At 71.3% G+C, this 20,159-nt stretch carries 19 protein-coding genes; 4 read left to right on the top strand and 15 right to left on the bottom strand.

Annotated features, from left to right (window positions below; translation table 11 throughout):
* Positions 1-174: 174 nt before the first annotated feature.
* Positions 175-1,170: a thiamine-phosphate kinase gene (thiL, locus tag BIU97_RS02575; protein WP_071253852.1), complete on the bottom strand. Its 996-nt coding sequence runs from the start codon at positions 1,168-1,170 to the stop codon at positions 175-177.
* A 24-nt stretch (positions 1,171-1,194) separates the two neighbouring features.
* On the opposite strand from thiL, the gene BIU97_RS02580 reads away from it, so the two are divergent.
* Positions 1,195-1,683 (top strand): DUF3515 family protein, encoded by a 489-nt coding sequence (locus tag BIU97_RS02580; RefSeq protein WP_071253854.1) that lies wholly within the window; start codon positions 1,195-1,197, stop codon positions 1,681-1,683.
* A 15-nt stretch (positions 1,684-1,698) separates the two neighbouring features.
* Here BIU97_RS02580 and BIU97_RS02585 read toward each other — a convergent pair whose 3' ends face one another.
* From BIU97_RS02585 to leuC, 6 genes are all read right to left on the bottom strand, one after another.
* Positions 1,699-2,781, bottom strand: a complete 1,083-nt coding sequence (locus BIU97_RS02585; protein ID WP_071253856.1) for a D-alanine--D-alanine ligase family protein — start codon at positions 2,779-2,781, stop codon at positions 1,699-1,701.
* A gap of 59 nt (positions 2,782-2,840) precedes the next feature.
* Positions 2,841-3,854, bottom strand: coding sequence for an NAD(P)H-dependent glycerol-3-phosphate dehydrogenase (locus tag BIU97_RS02590; protein ID WP_071253936.1), 1,014 nt, complete (start codon positions 3,852-3,854; stop codon positions 2,841-2,843).
* Between the two features lie 91 nt (positions 3,855-3,945).
* Positions 3,946-4,788, bottom strand: a complete 843-nt coding sequence (locus BIU97_RS02595) for a lysophospholipid acyltransferase family protein (protein ID WP_254782850.1) — start codon at positions 4,786-4,788, stop codon at positions 3,946-3,948.
* A 5-nt stretch (positions 4,789-4,793) separates the two neighbouring features.
* Positions 4,794-6,161, bottom strand: coding sequence for a UDP-N-acetylglucosamine 1-carboxyvinyltransferase (gene murA, locus BIU97_RS02600; RefSeq protein ID WP_071253857.1), 1,368 nt, complete (start codon positions 6,159-6,161; stop codon positions 4,794-4,796).
* Positions 6,161-6,757 (bottom strand): 3-isopropylmalate dehydratase small subunit, encoded by a 597-nt coding sequence (leuD, locus tag BIU97_RS02605; protein WP_071253858.1) that lies wholly within the window; start codon positions 6,755-6,757, stop codon positions 6,161-6,163. Before leuD ends, murA begins: the two co-directional genes overlap by 1 nt.
* Positions 6,757-8,217, bottom strand: coding sequence for a 3-isopropylmalate dehydratase large subunit (gene leuC, locus BIU97_RS02610; protein ID WP_071296998.1), 1,461 nt, complete (start codon positions 8,215-8,217; stop codon positions 6,757-6,759). Before leuC ends, leuD begins: the two co-directional genes overlap by 1 nt.
* Before the next feature lie 162 nt (positions 8,218-8,379).
* Here leuC and BIU97_RS02615 point away from each other — a divergent pair, with 162 nt between their 5' ends.
* On the top strand, positions 8,380-9,447 hold the full coding sequence (locus BIU97_RS02615; RefSeq protein WP_071296999.1) for an FUSC family protein: 1,068 nt from the start codon (positions 8,380-8,382) through the stop codon (positions 9,445-9,447).
* Positions 9,448-10,173: 726 nt separating this feature from the next.
* On the opposite strand, the gene BIU97_RS02620 is transcribed toward BIU97_RS02615, so the two are convergent.
* From BIU97_RS02620 to BIU97_RS02630, 3 genes are read right to left on the bottom strand one after another with little or no spacing between them, the layout of a single operon-like run.
* A complete protein-coding gene (locus BIU97_RS02620) occupies positions 10,174-10,779 on the bottom strand; it encodes a histidine phosphatase family protein (protein WP_071253864.1) in 606 nt (201 codons plus the stop codon).
* On the bottom strand, positions 10,776-11,150 hold the full coding sequence (crcB, locus tag BIU97_RS02625; RefSeq protein ID WP_071253866.1) for a fluoride efflux transporter CrcB: 375 nt from the start codon (positions 11,148-11,150) through the stop codon (positions 10,776-10,778). The genes BIU97_RS02620 and crcB overlap by 4 nt, the downstream gene beginning before the upstream one ends.
* Positions 11,147-11,557, bottom strand: coding sequence for a fluoride efflux transporter FluC (locus tag BIU97_RS02630; RefSeq protein WP_071297000.1), 411 nt, complete (start codon positions 11,555-11,557; stop codon positions 11,147-11,149). The genes crcB and BIU97_RS02630 overlap by 4 nt, the downstream gene beginning before the upstream one ends.
* A gap of 86 nt (positions 11,558-11,643) precedes the next feature.
* Here BIU97_RS02630 and BIU97_RS02635 point away from each other — a divergent pair, with 86 nt between their 5' ends.
* Positions 11,644-12,774 (top strand): GntR family transcriptional regulator, encoded by a 1,131-nt coding sequence (locus tag BIU97_RS02635; protein WP_071297001.1) that lies wholly within the window; start codon positions 11,644-11,646, stop codon positions 12,772-12,774.
* On the opposite strand, the gene BIU97_RS02640 is transcribed toward BIU97_RS02635, so the two are convergent.
* From BIU97_RS02640 to BIU97_RS02660, 5 genes are all read right to left on the bottom strand, one after another.
* Entirely contained in the window at positions 12,728-13,789 is a 1,062-nt protein-coding gene (locus BIU97_RS02640; protein WP_071297002.1) for a glycoside hydrolase family 76 protein, read from the bottom strand. The two genes, BIU97_RS02635 and BIU97_RS02640, sit on opposite strands and share 47 nt — an antisense overlap.
* Positions 13,786-15,042 carry an ABC transporter substrate-binding protein gene (locus BIU97_RS02645; RefSeq protein WP_071297003.1) on the bottom strand — a complete coding sequence of 419 codons (1,257 nt, stop codon included), beginning with the start codon at positions 15,040-15,042 and terminating at the stop codon, positions 13,786-13,788. Before BIU97_RS02645 ends, BIU97_RS02640 begins: the two co-directional genes overlap by 4 nt.
* A 90-nt stretch (positions 15,043-15,132) precedes the next feature.
* Positions 15,133-16,089, bottom strand: a complete 957-nt coding sequence (locus tag BIU97_RS02650; RefSeq protein WP_083404535.1) for a carbohydrate ABC transporter permease — start codon at positions 16,087-16,089, stop codon at positions 15,133-15,135.
* On the bottom strand, positions 16,086-17,069 hold the full coding sequence (locus BIU97_RS18430; protein WP_258369510.1) for a carbohydrate ABC transporter permease: 984 nt from the start codon (positions 17,067-17,069) through the stop codon (positions 16,086-16,088). The genes BIU97_RS02650 and BIU97_RS18430 overlap by 4 nt, the downstream gene beginning before the upstream one ends.
* Positions 17,066-18,370 (bottom strand): glycoside hydrolase family 125 protein, encoded by a 1,305-nt coding sequence (locus BIU97_RS02660; protein ID WP_071297004.1) that lies wholly within the window; start codon positions 18,368-18,370, stop codon positions 17,066-17,068. Before BIU97_RS02660 ends, BIU97_RS18430 begins: the two co-directional genes overlap by 4 nt.
* A gap of 132 nt (positions 18,371-18,502) precedes the next feature.
* Between BIU97_RS02660 and BIU97_RS02665 the strand changes: the two genes are divergently transcribed.
* Positions 18,503-20,041, top strand: a complete 1,539-nt coding sequence (locus tag BIU97_RS02665; RefSeq protein ID WP_071297005.1) for a glycoside hydrolase family 76 protein — start codon at positions 18,503-18,505, stop codon at positions 20,039-20,041.
* The last annotated feature ends 118 nt before the right edge of the window (positions 20,042-20,159 follow it).

A 20,159-nucleotide genomic window follows, 5' to 3' on the forward strand; every position in this document is an offset into this window, starting at 1 on the left:
CACGACGTCGACCATGTCGCAGGACGGCGCCGCGACCGCCCCGGCCTCCCCTGTCCGATGCTCGTGCGGGGCTGCGCGACAACACCGCTGTCGCACGACGCCGACCATGTCGCAGACACGGCCGTACGCGCCCGTTCCCGAGGCACCGGGCACCGGCGCGCCGGTCGCGGCAGCTCAGCCGGCGGCGCCGTCCCAGTCGGCGTAGGGGTCCCAGCCGGTCGTCGGCACCGCGGATCCGCCACGCACCAGGTCGTGCTCGCCGCGTTCGCGCACGACGCCGATCCGGCGGAAGCCGCCGGGCAGCACCGCACCGGGCGGGAACGTCGCGAGGAGGCCGTGGTCCTCGCCGCCGTGCACCGCGGCCGTGTCGAGTGCCTCGTCGTCGTCGAGCTCGAGCGTCACGCGGCTCGCTCGGGCCAGCCGCCCGGCGTCGATCGCCAGGCCGTCCGACAGGTCGAGCATCGCGGTCGCCCCGGCCGAGGCGGCCAGGGGGCCGTCCGCGATCGGGGGCACCGGCCGACGCTGCCGCGCGACGTCGGGGTCGGTGTCCGCCCCGCTCGCCACGACGGCCGCCCGTGAGGGCTCCCCCTCGGCGTCCACACCGTCGCGGAACAGACGCGACAAGCCGCGCGCGGCCGGTCCGAGTGCGCCGGAGACGGCCAGCACGTCGCCGACGCGGGCACCGGAACGCAGCACCGCGGCACCGCCGCCGAGGTCGCCGAAGGCCGTCACCGTGACCGTGAAGGTCGCCGAGGTGGACAGGTCGCCGCCGACGACCCCGCACCCCGGCGCGAGGGCCTCGACCCCGGCGCGCACCCCGTCCGCGAACGCCTCGAGCACCGCCACCGGGGTCTCCTGGGGTGCGGCCAGCGCGACCACGAGCCCGCTCGGCACGGCCCCCATCGCGGCGACGTCGGACAGGTTCGTCGCTGCGGCCTTCCAGCCGACGTCGGCGGGCGAGGACCACGCCCACCGGAAGTCCGGACCGTGCACCATCATGTCGGTCGTGACGACGAACCGGCCGTCCGGGGCGGCGACCACGGCGCAGTCGTCGCCGGGTCCGACGAGCGGGGAGCCGGTGGGCAGCCGTCGTGTGACCGCCTCGAGCACGGCGAGTTCGCCCACCTGCCCCACGGTCGGTCCGGCCCAGGCGTCGTACGTCGCGTCCACACGAGAACGGTAGCCTGGACGGCGATGGACACCGCGCGCCGCACCCCTCGCACCCTCGCGATCGTGGGGGCCGTGATCGCCCTCGCCGCCGGTCTCACGGGGTGCACGAACACGGTCGGGATGACCGCGGCGCCCTCGGCGAACGCGGCCGCGTGCGCGTCGGCCCAGGTGCGGCTGCCGACGACGGTCGACGGCACGCTCCCGCTGCGGAACACGAACGCGCAGTCGACGGCGGCCTGGGGCGACCCCACCGCGGCGCTCTGGCACTGCGGGGTCGCCGTGCCGACGGTGTCCGACCTGCCGTGCTTCTCGCTCGGCTCGGTGGACTGGATCCGCGACGACCGCGGCGCGCAGATCGTCTACACGACCTTCGGGCGCTCCCCCGCGGTGCAGGTCGTCGTGGACACCGCGAAGACCGCCGGCAACCAGGTGCTGCAGGACGTCGGCACGGCCGTGTCGACCCTGCCGACGGACGGGCACCGGTGCCTCGACCCGTCCGACGTGGACGGCTGACGCCGTCCCGCGGACTCAGCGGACGGCGGCCCGACCCAGCTCGAGGAGCTCGGTGACGAGCTCGGCGTAGGACACGCCCGATGCTTCCCAGCACCGCGGGTACATCGACAGCGGGGTGAAGCCCGGCATCGTGTTCACCTCGTTGACCACGAAGCCGTCGTCGGTGAGGAAGCAGTCCACCCGCGCGAGTCCGGAGCCGCCGATCGCCTCGAACGCCCGCGCGCCGATCGACCGGATGGCGTCGGTCTCGTCCTCGGTGAGCGGCGCCGGGCACAGCAGCGACTCGTCGCCGCCGAGGTACTTCGACTCGAAGTCGTAGAAGCCGGACTCGTCGACGACGATCTCGCCCGGCAGGCTCGTCCGCGGCACACCGTCGCGGCCCTCGAGCACGGCGACCTCGACCTCGCGCCCGACGACGCGGGGTTCGACGATCACCTTGGAGTCGTGCTCGAACGCCAGCTCCATCGCCGCGGCGAGCTCGTCCGGGCCGTCGACCCGCGACACACCCATGCTCGAACCGGCACGGGCGGGCTTCACGAAGAGCGGCCAGCCGTGTGCCGCGACGGTCTCGGCGACCCCGAGGGGCTCGGCGGCCCACTCGCGGCGCAGGACGGTGGTCCACGGCGCGACGCGGAGTCCGGCGTGCTCGAGCACGGCCTTCGCCGCGTGCTTGTCCATCGCCAGGGCGCTCGCGAGCACGCCGTCGCCGACGTACGGCAGGCCGGCGATCTCGAGCAGGCCCTGGATCGTGCCGTCCTCGCCGAACGGGCCGTGCAGGATCGGGAAGACCACGTCGACGGCGACAGTCGTGACGGACCCGTCGGGGTGCGACACGACGAGTTCGTTGGTCGCCGGCGAGGTCGGGAACGCCACGCGCGTGCCGTTGTCCGGCACGGTCGGCAGGGCGCCGTCCCGGATCGTCCACTGGCTCGGGTCGTCGGACTGCAGCGTGAACGCGCCGTCCTTCGTGATGCCGATCGGGACGACCTCGTACGCCGTGCGGTCGACGACGTCCATGATCCCACCGGCCGTCACGCAGCTGATCTCGTGCTCGCTGGAGCGGCCGCCGAACAGCACGGCGACGGTGGTCGTGGGCATGAGGACTTCCTCGGGGATCGTTGGCACGACTGTCCCTCCGTGGCTCGGGTGCGGACCGGTCACTCGCCCTGGGGTTCGTCGGTCTCGGTGAGGTGCGGCGCGATGTTGCGCGGATCGAGCCTACCGGCGAGCACCTCGGCGACCTGGCTCACGATGGGCATGTCGACGCCGTTCGCGGACGCGAGCTCGAGGATCGGGGCGACCGACGCCAGTCCCTCGGCCGTCTGGTCCATCTGCCGGACGACCTCGTCGAAGCGGTACCCCTGGCCGAGCAGCCGCCCGGCGGTGTTGTTGCGCGACAGCGGCGACTGGCACGTGGCGATGAGGTCGCCGAGGCCGGCGAGCCCGGAGAGCGTCGAGGGCTGGGCGCCGAGCGACACGGCGAAGTCGGTCATCTCGGCGAGACCGCGCGTGATGATCGACGCCTTGGTGTTCTCGCCGTACCCGACGCCGTCGACGATGCCGATCGCGACGGCGATGAGGTTCTTCAGCACGCCGCCGAACTCGGTGCCGATGACGTCGGTGTTGATGAACGACCGGAAGTACGGGTTCGTCGCCACCGCTGCGACCGCGCTCGCGGTGTCCGCGGACGACGACGACACGACGGCCGCGGTCGGCTGCCGCCGGGCGATCTCGAGCGCCAGGTTCGGTCCGCTCGCCACGGCGATGCGGTCGCGGTCGATGCCGAGCCCCTCGAGCAGGACCTCGCTCATCCGCAGCCCGGTGCCCTTCTCGACGCCCTTCATCAGGCTGACCACGGGCACGTCGGCCGGCAGCAGCCCGCGGATCGCGTCGAGGTTCGAGCGGAGGGTCTGCGACGGCACCGAGACGTAGACCTGCGAGGCGCCGTCGAGCACCTGCGCGAGCGACGTCGACGCGGTGAGCGTGCGCGGCAGGTTGATGCCGGGCAGGTAGTCGGAGTTGCGCTTCGTCTCGGTGATCTCGCGGGCCACCTCGGGGCGACGGGCCCACACGACGGTGGAGGCGCCGCCCTCGGCGAGCACCTTGGCGAACGTGGTCCCCCAGCTGCCGGCGCCGATCACGGCGACCCGCGGCTTGTCGGTCGACTGCATCACCACCCGGATCGCGGCGGTGTCGATCGCTCCCGGCGCAGCGGCCGCGGGGTCCGGACGGTCCTCGTGCGGGCGGAGGCCCGGTCCCTGGTCACTCAAACTTCCCGGTCTCCTTCTGGTTGTTCGCCGCCGGGTCCCAGCGGGTGGCGGGTGCCCGTTCGCCGCGCAGCTGCTCGAGCAGCTCGGTGATGCGCTGCATGAGCACCTCGGTGGCCTCGATGAGCGTCTGCTGGTCGACCGGACGCCCCCGGTACGCCGACAGGTCCACCGGGTCGCCGACGATGACGTCGACGCGCGAGCGCGGGAACAGCCGGAGCTTCTTCGAGTACCGCGCCATGATGCCCTGCGTGCCCCAGTGGGCCATCGGGATGAGCGGCACGTCGTTCTCGAGTGCGATGCGGACGGCTCCGGTCTTGCCCCGCATCGGCCACAGGTCGGGGTCACGCGTCAGCGTGCCCTCCGGGTAGACGATGATCGCGCCGCCCTGCTCGATGAGCGAGCGACCGCCGCCGAGCGGGTCGCTCAGCCGGGTGCGCCCGGAGCGCTCGACCGGGATCTGGCCCATGCCGGACATGAGCCCGCCGAAGACGGGCACCTTGAACAAGGACGCCTTCGCCAGGAACCGCGGGGCCCGACGGCTCAGGTAGACGGCGGTGCCGACGACGAGCGGGTCGATGTTCGTGAAGTGGTTCGGCGCGAGCACGAACGCCCCGTCCGCCGGCAGGCGGTTCGGGCCGACCCAGTGGTAGTTCGACGAGAACCGGAACGTCGGGATGACGATCGAGGCCACGATGCGGAACGCGGGGTTGAGCTCCCCGCGCTTCCAGCGCCGTCCACGCACCGGCACACCGGTCGCGACGGGCAGGGCGGACGCACCACGGGCCTCCCGGGCGTCCGGGCGCGCCGATCCGTCACCCGTCTGCGGAGCCGACACCGCGCTCAGCCGGCGAAGTCGAAGTCGGCGCCGAGCTTCCGCAGCTTCGGGATGAAGTGCTCGTAGCCGCGGCTGATGATGCCGACGTTGGTGATGTGGGACTCGCCGTCGGCGGTGAGCGCCGCGATGAGGTGACTGAAGCCACCGCGCAGGTCCGGCACTCGGACGTTCGCGGCGTGCAGCTTCGTCGGGCCGGTGATGACCGCGGCCTGCTCGAAGGGGCGGCGGGCGACGCGGCGGTCGTGGCCGGGCAGGCCCTCCTTGTGCACGACGATGTCGGCACCCATCTCGTTGAGCGCGTCGGTGAACCCGAAGCGGTTCTCGTAGACGGTCTCGTGCACGATGCTCTGGCCCTCGGCCTGCGTGAGCGCCACGACGAGGGGCTGCTGCCAGTCGGTCATGAAGCCGGGGTGCACGTCGGTCTCGATGACGACGGGCTGCAGGACGTCGCGCTCGCGGTAGAAGCGGATGCCGTCCTCTTGGATGTCGAACCCGCCGCCGACCTTGCGGAAGACGTTGAGGAACGTCATGAGCTCCTGCTGCTTCGCGCCCTCGACGAAGATGTCGCCGTCGGTGGCGAGCGCGGCGGAGGCCCAGCTGGCGGCCTCGTTGCGGTCGTTGATCGCGCGGTGCGTGTAGCCGCGGAGCGACTCGACGCCCTCGATGAAGATGACGCGGTTCGGCTCGACCGAGACGATCGCGCCCATCTTCTGCAGGATCGCGATGAGGTCCATGATCTCGGGCTCGATCGCCGCGTTCCGCAGTTCCGTGACCCCGGAGGCCAGGGTCGCGGAGAGCAGGACCTGCTCGGTCGCCCCGACGCTCGGGTAGGGCAGCTCGATGTAGGCGCCCTTGAGGCCGTCCGGGGCCGTCAGGTGGATGCCGTTGACCTGCTTGTCGACGACGGCGCCCATGGCGCGCAGGGCGTCGAGGTGGAAGTCGATCGGACGGTCGCCGATGCGGCAGCCACCGAGGTCGGGGATGAACGCCTCGCCGAGCTTGTGCAGCAGCGGACCGCAGAACAGGATCGGGATGCGGCTCGACCCGGCGTGCGCGTCGATCTCGGCGAAGTGGGCCGACTCGACGTTCGACGGGTCGAGGATGAGCTCGCCGCGGGCGGGGTCGGTGATGCGCACGCCGTGCACCTCGAGCAGCCCGCGGACCACCTTGACGTCGGAGATGTCCGGCACGTCCTTGAGGATCGACGGGGTGTCGCCGAGCAGCGACGCCACCATGGCCTTGGTCGCGAGGTTCTTCGCCCCGCGGACCTCGATGCGCCCCACGAGCGGCTTGCCCCCGCGGATGACGATCTCGTCCGACTTGAGGCCGACGCGCGCCCCTGCGGCCGCTGCGTCCTGTACGAGAGAGTTCACTACTTCACCGGCAATGTCTTCGGCCGCCAACTGGAGCGGCGGGATTCGAACTCCGTGATCGAGGTCTCGTCACGGAGGGTGAGCCCGATGTCGTCGAGCCCTTCCATCAACCGCCAACGAGTGTAGGCGTCGATCTCGAAGGGGACGTCCACATCCCCGAGCGACACGCGCTGCTCCACCAGGTCCACGGTCGCCGACACCCCGGGGTTCCGCTCGATCTCGGCCCAGAGCCGCTCGACTTCCGGTTCGGTCACGATCGCCGTGACCAGCCCCTGCTTGCCCGCGTTGCCCTTGAAGATGTCGGCGAACCGGGGTGAGATGACGACCCGGAACCCGAAGTCACGGAGCGCCCAGACGGCGTGCTCGCGCGACGAGCCGGTACCGAAGTCCGGACCGGCGACCAGGACCTTCGCGTTGTCGTACGGAGCCTGGTTGAGCACGAACGAAGGGTCCTGCCGCCAGCCGGAGAACAGGGCGTCCTCGAAGCCGGTCTTCGTGACGCGCTTGAGGTAGACCGCGGGGATGATCTGGTCGGTGTCGACGTTGGACCGCTTGAGCGGGGCGGCGATGCCGGTGACGGTGGTGATCTTGTCCATCAGAAGGTCCCCTCGGTGGTGTTCGCTGTGTCGGTCACGTTCGCCAGGGCGTCGTCCGTCGCCAGGTCCCACGGGCTGGACAGCGTGCCGCGCACCGCGGTGGCGGCGGCGACGAGCGGCGACACCAGGTGGGTGCGGCCGCCCTTGCCCTGGCGCCCCTCGAAGTTGCGGTTCGACGTGCTCGCGCAACGCTCCCCCGGGGCGAGCTGGTCGGGATTCATGCCGAGGCACATCGAGCACCCGGCGAAGCGCCACTCGGCGCCGAAGTCGGTGAACACCTTGTCGAGCCCCTCGGCCTCGGCCTCGAGCCGGACCCGCGCGGAGCCGGGCACGACCATCACCCGGACGCCGTCGGCCTTCGTGCGCCCCTCGATGACCGACGCGAAGGCCCGCAGGTCCTCGATGCGCGAGTTCGTGCACGACCCCATGAAGACCGCGTCGACCGCGATGTCCTTCATCGGGGTGCCGGCCGCGATGTCCATGTACTCCAGCGCACGCTTCGCGGCGGCCTGGTCGTTCGGGTCCTCGAAGTCGGTGGGCGACGGCACGCTCTCGGACAGCGAGACGCCCTGGCCCGGGTTCGTTCCCCAGGTGACGAAGGGCTCGAGCTCGTCGGCGTCGATGAAGACCTCCGCGTCGAACACGGCGTCGTCGTCGGTCGCCAGGGTGTCCCAGTACGCGACGGCGTCGTCCCAGTCCTGGCCGGTCGGCGCGTGGTCGCGGCCCTGCACGTAGTCGTAGGTGGTCTGGTCGGGAGCGACCATGCCGGCGCGGGCGCCGGCCTCGATCGACATGTTGCAGATCGTCATGCGGCCCTCCATCGAGAGCGCACGGATCGCGGAGCCGCGGTACTCGAGCACGTACCCCTGCCCGCCGCCGGTGCCGATCTTCGCGATGACGGCCAGGATGATGTCCTTCGCGGTCACCCCGGGGCGCAGCGTGCCCTCGACCGAGATCGCCATCGTCTTGAAGGGCTTCAGCGGCAGGGTCTGCGTGGCGAGCACGTGCTCGACCTCGGAGGTGCCGATGCCGAACGCCATCGCGCCGAAGGCCCCGTGGGTGCTCGTGTGCGAGTCGCCGCAGACCACCGTGATGCCGGGCATCGTGAGGCCGAGCTGCGGGCCGACCACGTGGACGATGCCCTGCTCCTTGTCGCCGAGCGAGTGCAGGCGGACGCCGAACTCCTCGCAGTTGCGGCGCAGGGTCTCGATCTGGGTGCGGCTCGTCGGGTCCGCGATGGGGCGGTCGATGGCGAGCGTCGGGGTGTTGTGGTCCTCGGTCGCGATCGTCAGGTCGAGGCGGCGGACGGGCCGGCCGGCCTGCCGCAGGCCGTCGAACGCCTGCGGGCTCGTGACCTCGTGCACGAGGTGGAGGTCGATGTAGAGGAGGTCCGGCTTCCCGTCCTCGCCCTTGACCACGACGTGGTCGTCCCAGACCTTCTCGGCGAGCGTCTTTCCCATCGGCTCGGCCTCCCTCGTTCTCGTGTCGTCGGGCGCCGCTGACGCGACGCTGCGGTGGCAGCCTACCAGCTTGGTATACCAACGTGCGTCCCGGGACGGTGGACGGTCGGGAGGCCCGGCTCGACTCCCCGACACCCTTCGCGGTGGGAGGATGGTCGCGACATGACGACACCTGCGCACTCGACCCGGACGACCAACCTCGAGGGCGCAGCACGCGCCGCGATCGCCGGCGGCGCCCCGCTCGCCCTGCTCATCGCCCTCGGTCTGCCGCAGTACGCGGCCTTCGGGGTGTTCGCCGGGTTCACCGCGATCTTCGGCGCGACCGAGCCCTACCGGCAGCGCGCCGTCACGACCGGCGTCGCCGGCGGCATGCAGGCGCTGTGCATGTTCGCAGGCATCGGCGTCGGGCTCCTCGGCGCGCCGCTCTGGTTGCAGGCCCTCGGCCTCGTCGCGGTGCTCGTCTTCGCGGTGTGCACGCTCTCGACGCTCCGGGCCATCCCGGCACAGCCGATCTTCCCGACGTTCGCCTTCCTGGTGTCCGCCCTGGTGCCGGCGCAGCCCGCCGACCTCCCGCTCGTCACGACGATCATCGTCTGCTCCGTGGCGTGGGCATGGCTCGTCGCGATGTCCGGCGCCGTGCTCCGTCGGCTCCTGCACCCGCACGCCCCGCACCGGTTCCGCCCGCTCGCCGACCGCAAGCACCGTTCCTTCGCGGTCCTCGGCACCGCGGCGCTGTGGGAGACCGTCCTGCTCAACGTCGTCGGCGCGCTCGCCGCCGGGGCCGCGGCGTCGATGATCCCGTGGCTCGGGCACCCGTACTGGGCGGTCATCGCGGTCGTGTCGACGCTGCCTGCGATCCGGCAGCGCCACACCGTGCTCCGGGCGTTCCAGCGCTTCATCGGGACGATCGGCGGCACGGTGATCGCCGTCGGCATCCTGCTGCTCGAGCCGTCGGCCTGGTGGGTGGTCGTCATCGCGGTGGTCGGCCAGTTCTTCGCGGAGATCTTCGTCGCCCGGAACTACGCCGTGTGCCTGCTCTTCCTGACGCCGCTCGCCCTCGCCGTGTCGTGGCTGAGCCTGCCCGAGGCCCCCGAGCTCCTGGCGCTCGACCGCGTCGCGCAGACCACCCTCGGCGCCGTGGTGAGCGTCGCGCTGCTCGTCGTCGGCCGGGCGATCGAGCGGCGCCGCGGCCGGGCCCTCGGCGCCACGAGCGCGATCCGCACGGTGTGAGCGCGGGCGCCGGGGTGGGCGCCGGGGTGGGCGCGGAGGTGAGCGCCGGGGTGCTGTTCTGCGCGTAGGTGGTCGTTCCGCGCGTCGGGAGCTCTTCCGCGCGTAGGAGGCCGATCGTTCCACCTCACCACGCGCGTTTCCGCTTCCCATTCCCCGCGCGATGGGAACGACTGCGCGCGGCAGGCTGTTCCGCTCGTGGGAGGCCGTTCCGCGCACGGCAGGCTGTTCCGCGCGTAGGAGGCCGATCGTTCCGCCCCACCACGCGCGTTCCCGCTTCCCATCCCCCACGCGATGGGAACGACTGCGCGTAGCAGGGCGTTCCGCGCACGGCAGGCTGTTCCGCTCGTGAGAGGCCGTTCCGCCCACGGCAGGCCGTTCCGCGCACGGCAGGCTGTTCCGCGCGTCGGAGGCCGATCGTTCCGCCTCATCACGCACGTTCCCGCTTCCCATCCCCCACGCGATGGGAACGACTGCGCGTGGTCGGACGATCCCCGCACGGTCGGACTGTTCGCACTTGGTCGGACAACCTCCGCGAAACCAGACGATCCGTACCGCATCGCCGCGCCGCGCTGCGCCACGCGATGCGACGTCGACGACGAGAGCAGCAGGTGCGGACCCAGACCCGACGGGGCGGGAGACACGGGACGGAGCCGCCCCGGCCTCCCGGCCGACCGCACGGACCACGCGACCAGCGCGCGCCCGCTACCAGGAACGCGCGCCGTCGCCTCAGTCGCGCGGCTGGATGTTCCAGGCGTCGATGACGGGCCGGCCGTGCTCGTAGCCGAGGACGCTCACCGACGCGGTCGACAGTGCGAGCACGGCGCCGTCCTGCGGGGCGAGGCGGATCCACGCGGCGCCGAGCGCGCGCAGCACGTGGCCGTGCGCGACGACGACGGCGTCGTCACCCTCGGCGAGCACCGGCCGGACCCGGTCGAGGACGCGCTCGACGCGGACGCGGACCTCGGCGGCGGTCTCCCCCGGGGTGTCACCGGCCGGGACGCCGTCGGTCCAGAGGTCCCACGGGCCGTGTCGGAGCACCTTGATCTGCGGGGTGGTCAGGCCCTCGTAGGCGCCGTAGTCCCACTCGTACAGGTCCTCGTCGAGCTCGGGGTCGACGCCGATGAGGCGGGCGGTGTCGCGGGCGCGCTGCAGCGGGCTGGACAGGGCCGTCGCGAACGTGCGGTCGGCGAGGTACCGGCCGGCGCGTTCGGCTTGCTGGATGCCGGCGTCGGTGAGCGGGATGTCGGTGCGGCCGGTGTGCTGACCGCTCTTCGACCACTCCGTCTCCCCGTGACGGACGAGGACGAGTTCGCCGGGGCGTTCCGAGGTCATGTGTTCCTTCCGAGCCAGAGGCCGAGCGCAGCCGCGCCGACCGAGACGACGAGCATGCCGAGGCCGTTCAGGACGGCGAGCCGGGGTCTGCCGGATCGGAGGAGCTGGACGGTCTCGACACTCGCCGTCGAGAACGTCGTGTACCCGCCCATCATGCCCGTCCCGAGCACGGCGACCGCCGGGAGCGGGATGGTCCCGGCCTGTCCGAGGCCGGTGAGCACGCCGAGCACGAGCGATCCGGAGACGTTGATGACGAGGGTGCCGAGCGGGAACCCGGTCACCCGCGCCTTGACGACGCCGTCGAGCACGAAGCGCAGGGCGGCACCGACGCCGCCGCCCACCGCGACGAGCAGGAGTCCGAGGGCCGTCATCGTGCCCGGCTCGCGATCCAGGTGCCGGCCGCGACGGCGACGAGTCCGAGGAGCACCGAGAGCAGGGCGTAGCCGCTGCCGGCTCCCCAGCGACCGGCGACGAGCAGCTGCGCGGTGTCGTCGGCGAGGGTGCTGTACGTGGTGAAGCCGCCGAGCACCCCGGTGCCGACGAACAGGCGGAGCAGCCGTCGCCGGCCGGCGTCGGGGCCGAGGCGGGCGAGTCGCTCGAGCAGGACTCCGAGGCAGAAGGCGCCGACGACGTTGATCGCCAGGATCGCCCAGCTGATGCCGTCGTGCGCCGGGAACGCCTCGGCGAGCGCCGCCCGCGCACCGGTGCCGATCGCGCCGCCGATCGCGACGAGGGCGATCAGCCGCCACCGCCGGTGCAGTGGTCGGTCGTCGCGCACAGCGATCAGGCTAACGGAAGGAGTCGGCGCCGGACGGCCCACGCGTGCACGCCAAGTCGTATTATGAATAGACACATTGAGGAGCGATGATGCTGTACCAGTCGACCTTCGAGGACCTCCGCGCACGGATCCGGAGCGGGGAGTTCGCCGTGGGCGACCGGCTCCCCACCGAGGCGGAACTCCTCGAGCACTACCGCATCAGCGCCATCACGCTGCGCCGCGCCCTCGACATGCTGCGCGCCGAGGGCTACGTCGCCCGGCGTCCCCGGGTCGGCACCACCGTCGTCAGCGTCGACGCGACCGCTCCGACGGACCCGACCGCGCAGGTCGACATCGGCGTGGTGCTGACGAACTTCGACGACACCTTCGGGACGCGTCTGCTCGAGGGGATGCTCGACGAGGCCGGCACCGGCGCGAACGTCATCCTGAAGCGCACGCACGGGGACCACGATGCCGAGGACGCCGCGATCCGCTCCTTGGCGTCCCGCGTGCAGGGGCTCATCGTGCTGCCGAGCAGCTCCGAGTTCATCCCGCCGGCGGTGCTCGAGCTGCTGCCGGCCGGGTTCCCGGTGGTGATCCTGGACCGGCGGTACGAGGGGATCCCGGTGTCGGACATCTCGACCGACAACATCGCGGCCGGGTCGGCCGCGACCGAGCACCTCTTCGCGCTCGGGCACCGCGCCGTCGCGCTCGTGACGTCGGACAGCCGGGTGACGTCGAACGACGACCGCCGCCGCGGCTGGGTCGGCGCGCACGCGCGCAACGACAAGGCGCTCGACGACGGGCTCGCCTTCCACGACGTCGAGTCGACCCTGCCGGGTGCGACGGACCGTCCCGAGGACGACGTGGCCCGGTTGGTCGCGTTCGTCGAGTCCCACCCGGAGGCGACCGGCTTCGTGGCCGGTGAGTACAACATCGCACTGCTCCTGCGGGACGCCCTGGAGGCACTGGGCAAGCGGGTCCCGCAGGACGCGTCCGTCGTGTGCTTCGACCACCCCGCCGCCACCTTCGACCGACGCATGTTCCGGTTCACGCACGTGGCGCAGGACCAGCCCGGCGTGGGACGCCGGGCTGTCGAGCAGCTGCTGCGGCAGGCACGGGGCGAGACGGCGTCCCGGAAGATCCTCGTGCCTGCCGAGCTGGTGCCGGGGGCGTCGACGGCTGCGCCGCCTACGCGTCGAGGCGGGCGCGCAGCTCCGTCGCCATCGCGGCGCTGAGCTGGGTCGAGTACGGCACCCGCCCCTCCGCCCGGTCGTTCCAGTCGTTCGCGGCGGGACGGTCGAGCGCCTCCGGCACCGATGCCCACAGCGCGTCGGTGCTCGCGCGGAGGAAGTCGAGCAGCTCGGTGCGGCGCGCGTCCTGCTCGGGGAGCCGGTCGAGCAGGAGCCCGAGGTAGCGGTAGTAGACCCCCTTGAACAGCCCTTCGTCGCCGCCCTCCCCCTCCTGCCGGAACACCGTGCCGTCGGACAGCTCCCGCACGGCCGTGACGGCGGTGCGGGCGGCGACGTCGAGCAGCGCTGCGTCGTCGTGCGTCGCGGCGAGCTCGACGGCGGCGCCGACCCAGAGGCCCTGGTTGTAGGTGAACCGCCACTGGGTGTCGACACGGCCGTCGTCCTCGCGGTTGATCCCGTCCTCGACGAAGCCGTCCTCGCCCACCAGGGTGCGGCGGAGCCAGTCGAAGGCCGTGTCGGCGTAGCGCAGGAACCGGTCGTCGCCGGTCAGCCGGTGCAGGCGGGCACCGAGGATGACGAGCGGCCCGTTCGCCGGGGTGTTCTTGTACGCGAGCTGCTGCTTGCGCCAGGCGAGGCTCTCGCCGCCGCGGTCGTTCCAGCCGTGCTCGACGACGTGGTCGAACAGGGCGACGGCGTCGTCCCGGTACGCGACGTCCCCGGTGGCGTGGTGCAGGCGGAGCGTCGCGAGGGCGAACCAGAGCATGTCGTCGAAGTAGTCGTTGTACAGGCTCCCGCCGTTGCGTTCGACGATGTTCCGGTGCGCCTGCCGCGCCTGTTCGAGCCGTTCGGGGTCGCCGCTGCGCTCGTGGGCGTCGAGGCGCACGTCGATCAGGTGGGCGAGCCACCAGTAGTTGAACGTGGCGTCGTCGCTGTCGGCGGTGGGCCAGGAGTTGTGCAGGTACTGGGGCCACGGCGCGCCGTACAGCTGCTCGATGCTGTCCTGGATCCGGTCGGCCCGGTCCGTCCAGGTGGCGGTGTCGGTGGCTGCGGTGGTGGTCACTTGCGGTTCTCCTGGAGGATCTGGTCGCCCTGCTTCGCGGCCTGGGCGAGGGCCTGCTCGGCGGTGAGCTGTCCGGACATGAACTTCTCGAGCGCCGGGGTGAGCGCCTTGCCCTCGACGTCGCTGTACCCGGGGACGTCGGGGCGGACCTTCGCGTACTCGAGCGTCTTCACGAAGCCGGCGTACCGGGGGTCGTCGGTGAAGAACGGGTCGTTGGCGGAGGCACGGTTGGCGGGGATCCAGCCGGAGATCTTGGCGAAGTCGACGCCGTTCTCGGCCTTGGTGGCCCACCACTTCTCGAAGGCCCACGCGCCGTCGGCCTGCTTCGCGCCGGTCGGGATCGCGAGGCCGAAGCCGCCCATCACGGCCCCCTTGTCGCCGCCGGGTCCGGCGACGGGCTCGGTGACCGCCCAGTCGAGGTCGTCCGCCTTGTCGAGGTTCGGGACGTCCCACGGGCCGTCGTACTTCATCGCTGCCTGACCGGCGGCGAAGACGTCGTTGCTGTCACCGAAGCCGTTCGTGTAGACGCCGTCGTCCATGAGGGACTTCCAGAAGTCGAGCACCTCGACGCCCTCGGGGCTGTCGTAGGCGGTCTTCGTGCCGTCCTCGGTGAGCAGCTGCCCACCGGCCTGCTGCAGCCACATCGAGAACAGGCCGGGGTCGTTGAGCATGAAGCCGGACTGCTGCAGCTTGCCGCCCTTGTCGACCGTGAGCTTCTGCGCATCGGTCTTCAGTTCGTCCCAGGTCGTGGGCGGGGTGAGCCCGGCGTCCGAGAAGAGCTTCTTGTTGTAGACGAGCGAGCGGTTGTCGACGAGCAGCGGCAGCCCGTACAGCTTGCCGTCGTACCGCATCTCGGACAGGGCCTGCGGGTAGAAGTCGTCGGTGTCGACCTTGTCCGACTCGACACGGTCGTCGATGGCCTGCAGGGCGCCCTTCGGCGCGTAGAGCGAGGTCTGGTAGCGGTCCCAGAGCACGAGGTCGGGGACCTGTCCGCCCGCGATCGCGGTGAGGAGCTTCTGCTCGACGAGCTCCTGCGGCACGTACTTGACCGTGTACTCCTTCTGCGAGTCGTTGAACGCGGTGGTCATCTGCTCGATCTGCTTGACCTGGTCACCGGACCAGGATCCCCACATCGTGACCTGCTGGCGGCCGTCGGCACCGGTGGTGCCGCTCGAGCCGGACGAGCAGCCGGTGAGGACGAGGGCCGCGGCGGCGAGGGCCGCAGCGGCTCCGAGGAGACGTCGTGACTTCATTGTCGTGTTCCTTTTCGTTGCGTGGGCGTCGCGCGGACGGCGACGCCGTGGTGGTCGGGTGTCAGACGGTGGGGGTCTCACCCGGAGGTCTCACTTGGTGCCGGCGTGCGCGATGCCCTCGATGATCCAGCGCTGCGCGAGGATGAAGACCACGAGCACCGGGACCATCGTGATGATCGTGCCGGCCATGAGCGGGCCGTAGTTCGTCGTGTAGTTGTTCACGAAGCCGGCGAGCCCGACCTGGACCGTCATCATCTTCGGGTCGTTGAGGACGATGAGCGGCCACAGGAAGTTGTTCCACCCCGCCTGGAAGCTGAGGAGTCCGAGCACGGCCAGTCCGGCCTTCGTGAGCGGGAAGTAGATCGACGTGAAGATGCGGAACTCCCCCGCTCCGTCGATGCGCGCGGCCTCGCCGAGTTCGTCGGGCAGCGACTCGAAGAACTGCTTCATGAAGAAGACCGCGAACGCGCCGGCGGCACCGGGGACGATGACGGCCCAGTACGTGTTGATGAGGCCGAGTCCACCGTTGCCGCTCAGGTCGTTGCCGCCGAGCAGCGGGAAGTGCCGGAGCACCAGGAACGTCGGGATCATCGTCACGATGCTCGGCACCATGAGCGAGGACAGGAACGTGATGAACACCGCCTGTCGGCCTGCGAACCGGAGCTTCGCCAGCGCGTAGCCGGCGAGCGACCCGAAGAACAGGTTCGCGACGGCACCGCCGACGCCGAGGATGAGCGTGTTGACGAAGTACCGCCCGTACGGCACGGTCGTCACGGCCTGGACGTAGTTGTCGACGGTCGGCCGCAGCGGGACGAGCGAGAGCGAGTGCGCGAGGATCTCCCCCGCGGGCTTCAGCGACGTCGCGAGGGTCCAGACGAGCGGCGCGACGGTGACGACGCTGACCAGCACGACACCGATCCACCAGGCGACGGTCTTGACCCGCCCGACGGTGGTCGCCCGGCGGCGGAGCCGCGAGGGCCCGGGCGACGCCGGGCGAGCGGAGATGGCGGTGGCGGTGGCGGAGGCGCGGGGTGCGGTGGCGGTCATCGTTCGGAGTCCCGGTTCGTGAGGCGGGCGTTGATCAGGGAGAACGCGAGGATGATCACGAACAGGACGAACGACAGCGCGGACGCGTAGCCCATCTGCAGGGATCCGAACCCGCGGTCGTAGATGTAGTAGACGATCGTGACGGTGGAGTTGCCCGGCCCGCCCTTCGTCAGGACGTAGGCCTGGTCGAACACCTGGAACGCGTTGATGATGAGCAGCGTCGACACCAGGAAGGTGGTGCGTCGGATGCTCGGCAGGACCACGTAGCGGAACACCTGCCACGCGTTGGCGCCGTCGAGCCGGGCCGCTTCGCGCAGGTCCGGCGAGACACCCTGCAGGCCGCCGAGGAAGATCATCATGTTGCCGCCGAAACCGGCCCAGACGCTCATCATGACGATCGCGAACATCGCCCAGTGCGAGTCGTACAGCCACGCGGGCCCGTCGATGCCGAACCACCCGAGTGCGGCGTTGAGCAGGCCGTGCTGGGGGTTGAGCACCCAGTACCAGACGGTGGCGGTCGCCACGGTGGACGAGACGACCGGGATGTAGAAGAGCGTGCGGAAGATCCGGACGGCCCGACCGCTGCGGTTGAGCAGCAGCGCGGTGGCGAGCGCGATGACGAGTCCGAGCGGCACGTAGAGGGCCGTGTAGTACACGGTGTTGCGCAGCGCCGTCCAGAAGAACGGGTCGCCGGCGATCCGCGTGTAGTTGTCGAACCCGACCCACTTGAGGTCGCCGATGACCGCGTAGTCGCTCAGGCTGACGACCGCGGCGACGACCACGGGCAGGGCGGTGAAGAGCAGGAACAGCGCGCCGGGCAGGGCCAGGAAGACCCAGGCCGCACGGGTCTGCTGCTTGCGGGTGGCGCTCACCCCCGTGCCGCGTTCGGTCCGGCGACGCTGCGGCCCCGGAGCGCCGACGGCCTCGGCGGCCTCGCCCCCGACGACGGCCTGCGCCTCCGGGGTGGTCACGACGCTCACCGGGTGCTCCGTTCCGGCTGACGGGCGCCGGTCCGCAGGTCGGCCACGTCGAGGACGAACTCGCAGAACATCGCGTTCGCCCACGAGAACCACGGCCGGGTGAACTCGGCGGGGTCGTCGACGTCGAAGGACTCGTGCATGAGCCGGGTACCGGCGTGCGTGGCGCAGAGCTGCGCGAGCACCGCGGCCCGCTCGTCGGCCGAGGTGGACGTCAGACCCTGCACGGCGAGGGCGATCGGCCACACGTTCCGGCCCGGGGTGTGCGGGCTGCCGATGCCGCTGCCGGCAGCTCCCGCGTACCAGTACGGGTTCGCCGGGGACAGCACGGCGGCGCGGGTGCGCAGGTAGAGCGGGTCGTCGACCGCGCACCAGCCGAGCATCGGCAGCGACAGCAGGCTCGGCACGTTCGCGTCGTCCATGACGAGCGCCGAGCCGAGCCCGTCGACCTCGTAGGCCAGGACCTCGCCGTGCTCCGGCAGCAGGACCGTTCCGTGCCGGTGGATCGCCGCGTCGATCTCCTCCGCCAGGGCGGTGGCGCGCTCGGCCAGGTCGTGGTCGTCGAGCACGACCGTCGCGATCTCGGCCACGTGCCGGAGCTCGGTCACGGCGAAGGCGTTGCCGGGCACGTTGTAGCCGTGCGTCGTCGCGTCGTCGCTCGGACGGAAGGCGCTCCAGGTCAGGCCGGTCCGGGCGGTCAGCGGGCCGGCGCCGTCGCGCACCAGGGTGTCGGACGGCAGCAGCGGATCGGGCCGTTCGAACCGGTAGCCGGAGGCCGTCTCGTGGTCCTGCTCGAGGGTCCAGAGGTCGACGGCGGCCGACGCGACGGCGCGGAAGTCGGCGAGGTGGTCCATCCGCCCGGTGCGCGACCACAGCGCGTGGGCGAGCTGGATCGGGTAGCAGAGCGAGTCGATCTCGTACTTCCGCTCCCAGACCCACGGGCTCATCGGCGTGTGGTCGTCGGTGTGGCCGGCGCCGTCGGGTGCGCGGTTGAAGGCGTTCGCGTACGGGTCGACGAGCACGAAGGCGAGCTGGCGTCGCGAGACCGCCGCGACCGTGTCGGCCAGTGCCCGGTCGTCCGCGACGAAGTGCAGGTACGGCGTCAGTTGCGCCGTGGAGTCCCGGAGCCACATCGCGGGGATGTCGCCGGTCACCATGAAGGCCGTCCCGTCCGGCATCGCGGTGATGGTCGTCGACAGTGTGTTCGCGAAGCAGTTCGCGAAGAGGTCGCCGACCTCGCTGCCGAGCCGGTCCGTCACCTGTGCTGCGACCTGGTCGACCAGGTCCTGATGCGTCTGAGCCACGTTGCTCCCCTTGACTTCTCTCGGTGTGGCTCCAACTATATTGATTAGCCTCATCCGCGCAAGAAGTAGTTTGAGTATACTTTTTACTGATGCGCAGGGCATCGGGATGAGGCGTGGATCGAAGGAGATTCCATGCAGCACAGACTCGTCGGCCTGCTCGTCGCGGGGGCGCTCGCCACCGCCGGGCTCACCGGGGCCGGTCTCGCGACCGCACCGGACCGGGCCTCCGCGCTCACCACGACCCAGGCGACGGACGCCTACGACGCGTTCGTCGACACCTACTGGGACCCCGACGCGAAGTACTTCACCACCTGGAGCGACCACCAGGTGCACGCAGAGCACGCCGTCGGCCCGCAGGGCGGCGCGTACACCGACTACTGGTGGGAGGCCCAGGCCTGGGAAGCCGTGATGGACCGGTACGAGCGCGCGCACGACGCGGCGAGCCGGCAGATGATCGACGACGTGTTCGACGGCTGGCGTGCGGCGTACCCGGACTTCCGCGAGAACGACTGGAACGACGACATGGGCTGGTGGGCGCGGGGCAGCATCCGTGCCTACGAGCTGACCGGCGAGGCCCGGTACCTCACCGAGGCGCAGGACATCTTCGCGTACATCGCGCAGTACGAGGACACCACCTACGGCGGCGGGATCTGGTGGAAGAACGTCGACGTCGGCGACGGCACCCGCAACGAGAAGAACGTCGCGACGAACGGCACGGCGGTCTGGACCGCGCTGCGGCTCTACGCCGCGACCGGGGACACCACCTACCGCGACACCGCCGAGCGTCTCTACGCGTGGCTGCAGACGAACTTCGACCGTGACGGCCACATCCGCGACCACGTCAGCGGGACCGGACAGTTCACCGACTACGACTGGACCTACAACCAGGGCCAGTTCGCCGGCGCCGCCCTGCAGATGTACCTGCTCACCGACGACCAGCAGTACCTCGACCGCGCGACACGTGCGACCGACTGGGCCGTCGACAACCTGACGGTCGCGGGCACCTTCCTGAACGAGGGCACGAGCGACACCGAGGGCTTCAAGGCGATCCTCACGCGCGACATCCGGGCGCTCATCGACGACGCCGGCCAGACCCAGTACGAGGCGGTGCTCACCCGGAACGCCTCGCAGGCCGCGAACCACGTCTCCCCCGAGGGCATCGGCGGTGCGGACTGGACCGCTCCGACGCCGTCCGTGACGACCACGCCCCAGCTGTCGCTCGGCGCCGCGGCGACCGTCGCGATCACGCAGCAGGCCGTGCCGGACGGTTCCACCGCGGTCGTCGAGGGCGACGGCGTGTACCAGGCCGAGAACGTCGATCACCCGGGCATCTCGACGGAGTCCTCGAACACGGGGGCGACCGGCCGCGGGTACCTCGCCGGCTGGAACACCGCCGGTACCGCGGCCACGTTCCACGTGAACGTCGCCACCGCAGGCACTCACACCCTCACGTTCCGTTCCGCCGCTGCGGCCGGGACGGCCGTCCGGTCCGTGCGGGTCGGCAACGGCCCGACGACGACCGTGTCGTTCCCGGGCACGTCGTCCTGGTCGCAGTGGACCACCACGACGGTGACGGTCGACCTGGCCGCGGGCTCGAACGCGGTGGTCGTCTCCGCCGGGTCCGGGAACGCGAACTACCTCAACCTCGACGCGATGTCCGTGTCGCACTGAGCGCAGCGAAGCAACCCCGGAAGTCACTGAGCAGAGCAGAGCGACCCCGGAACGCACGGAACCCCGCCGGACAGGAGTCCGGCGGGGTTTCGTCGTGCTGGTGACCCCAGCGGGATTC

Origin of the sequence: Curtobacterium sp. MCBA15_009 (assembly GCF_001864895.1) — a bacterium.
In the GTDB taxonomy this organism is placed as follows: Bacteria; Actinomycetota; Actinomycetes; order Actinomycetales; family Microbacteriaceae; genus Curtobacterium.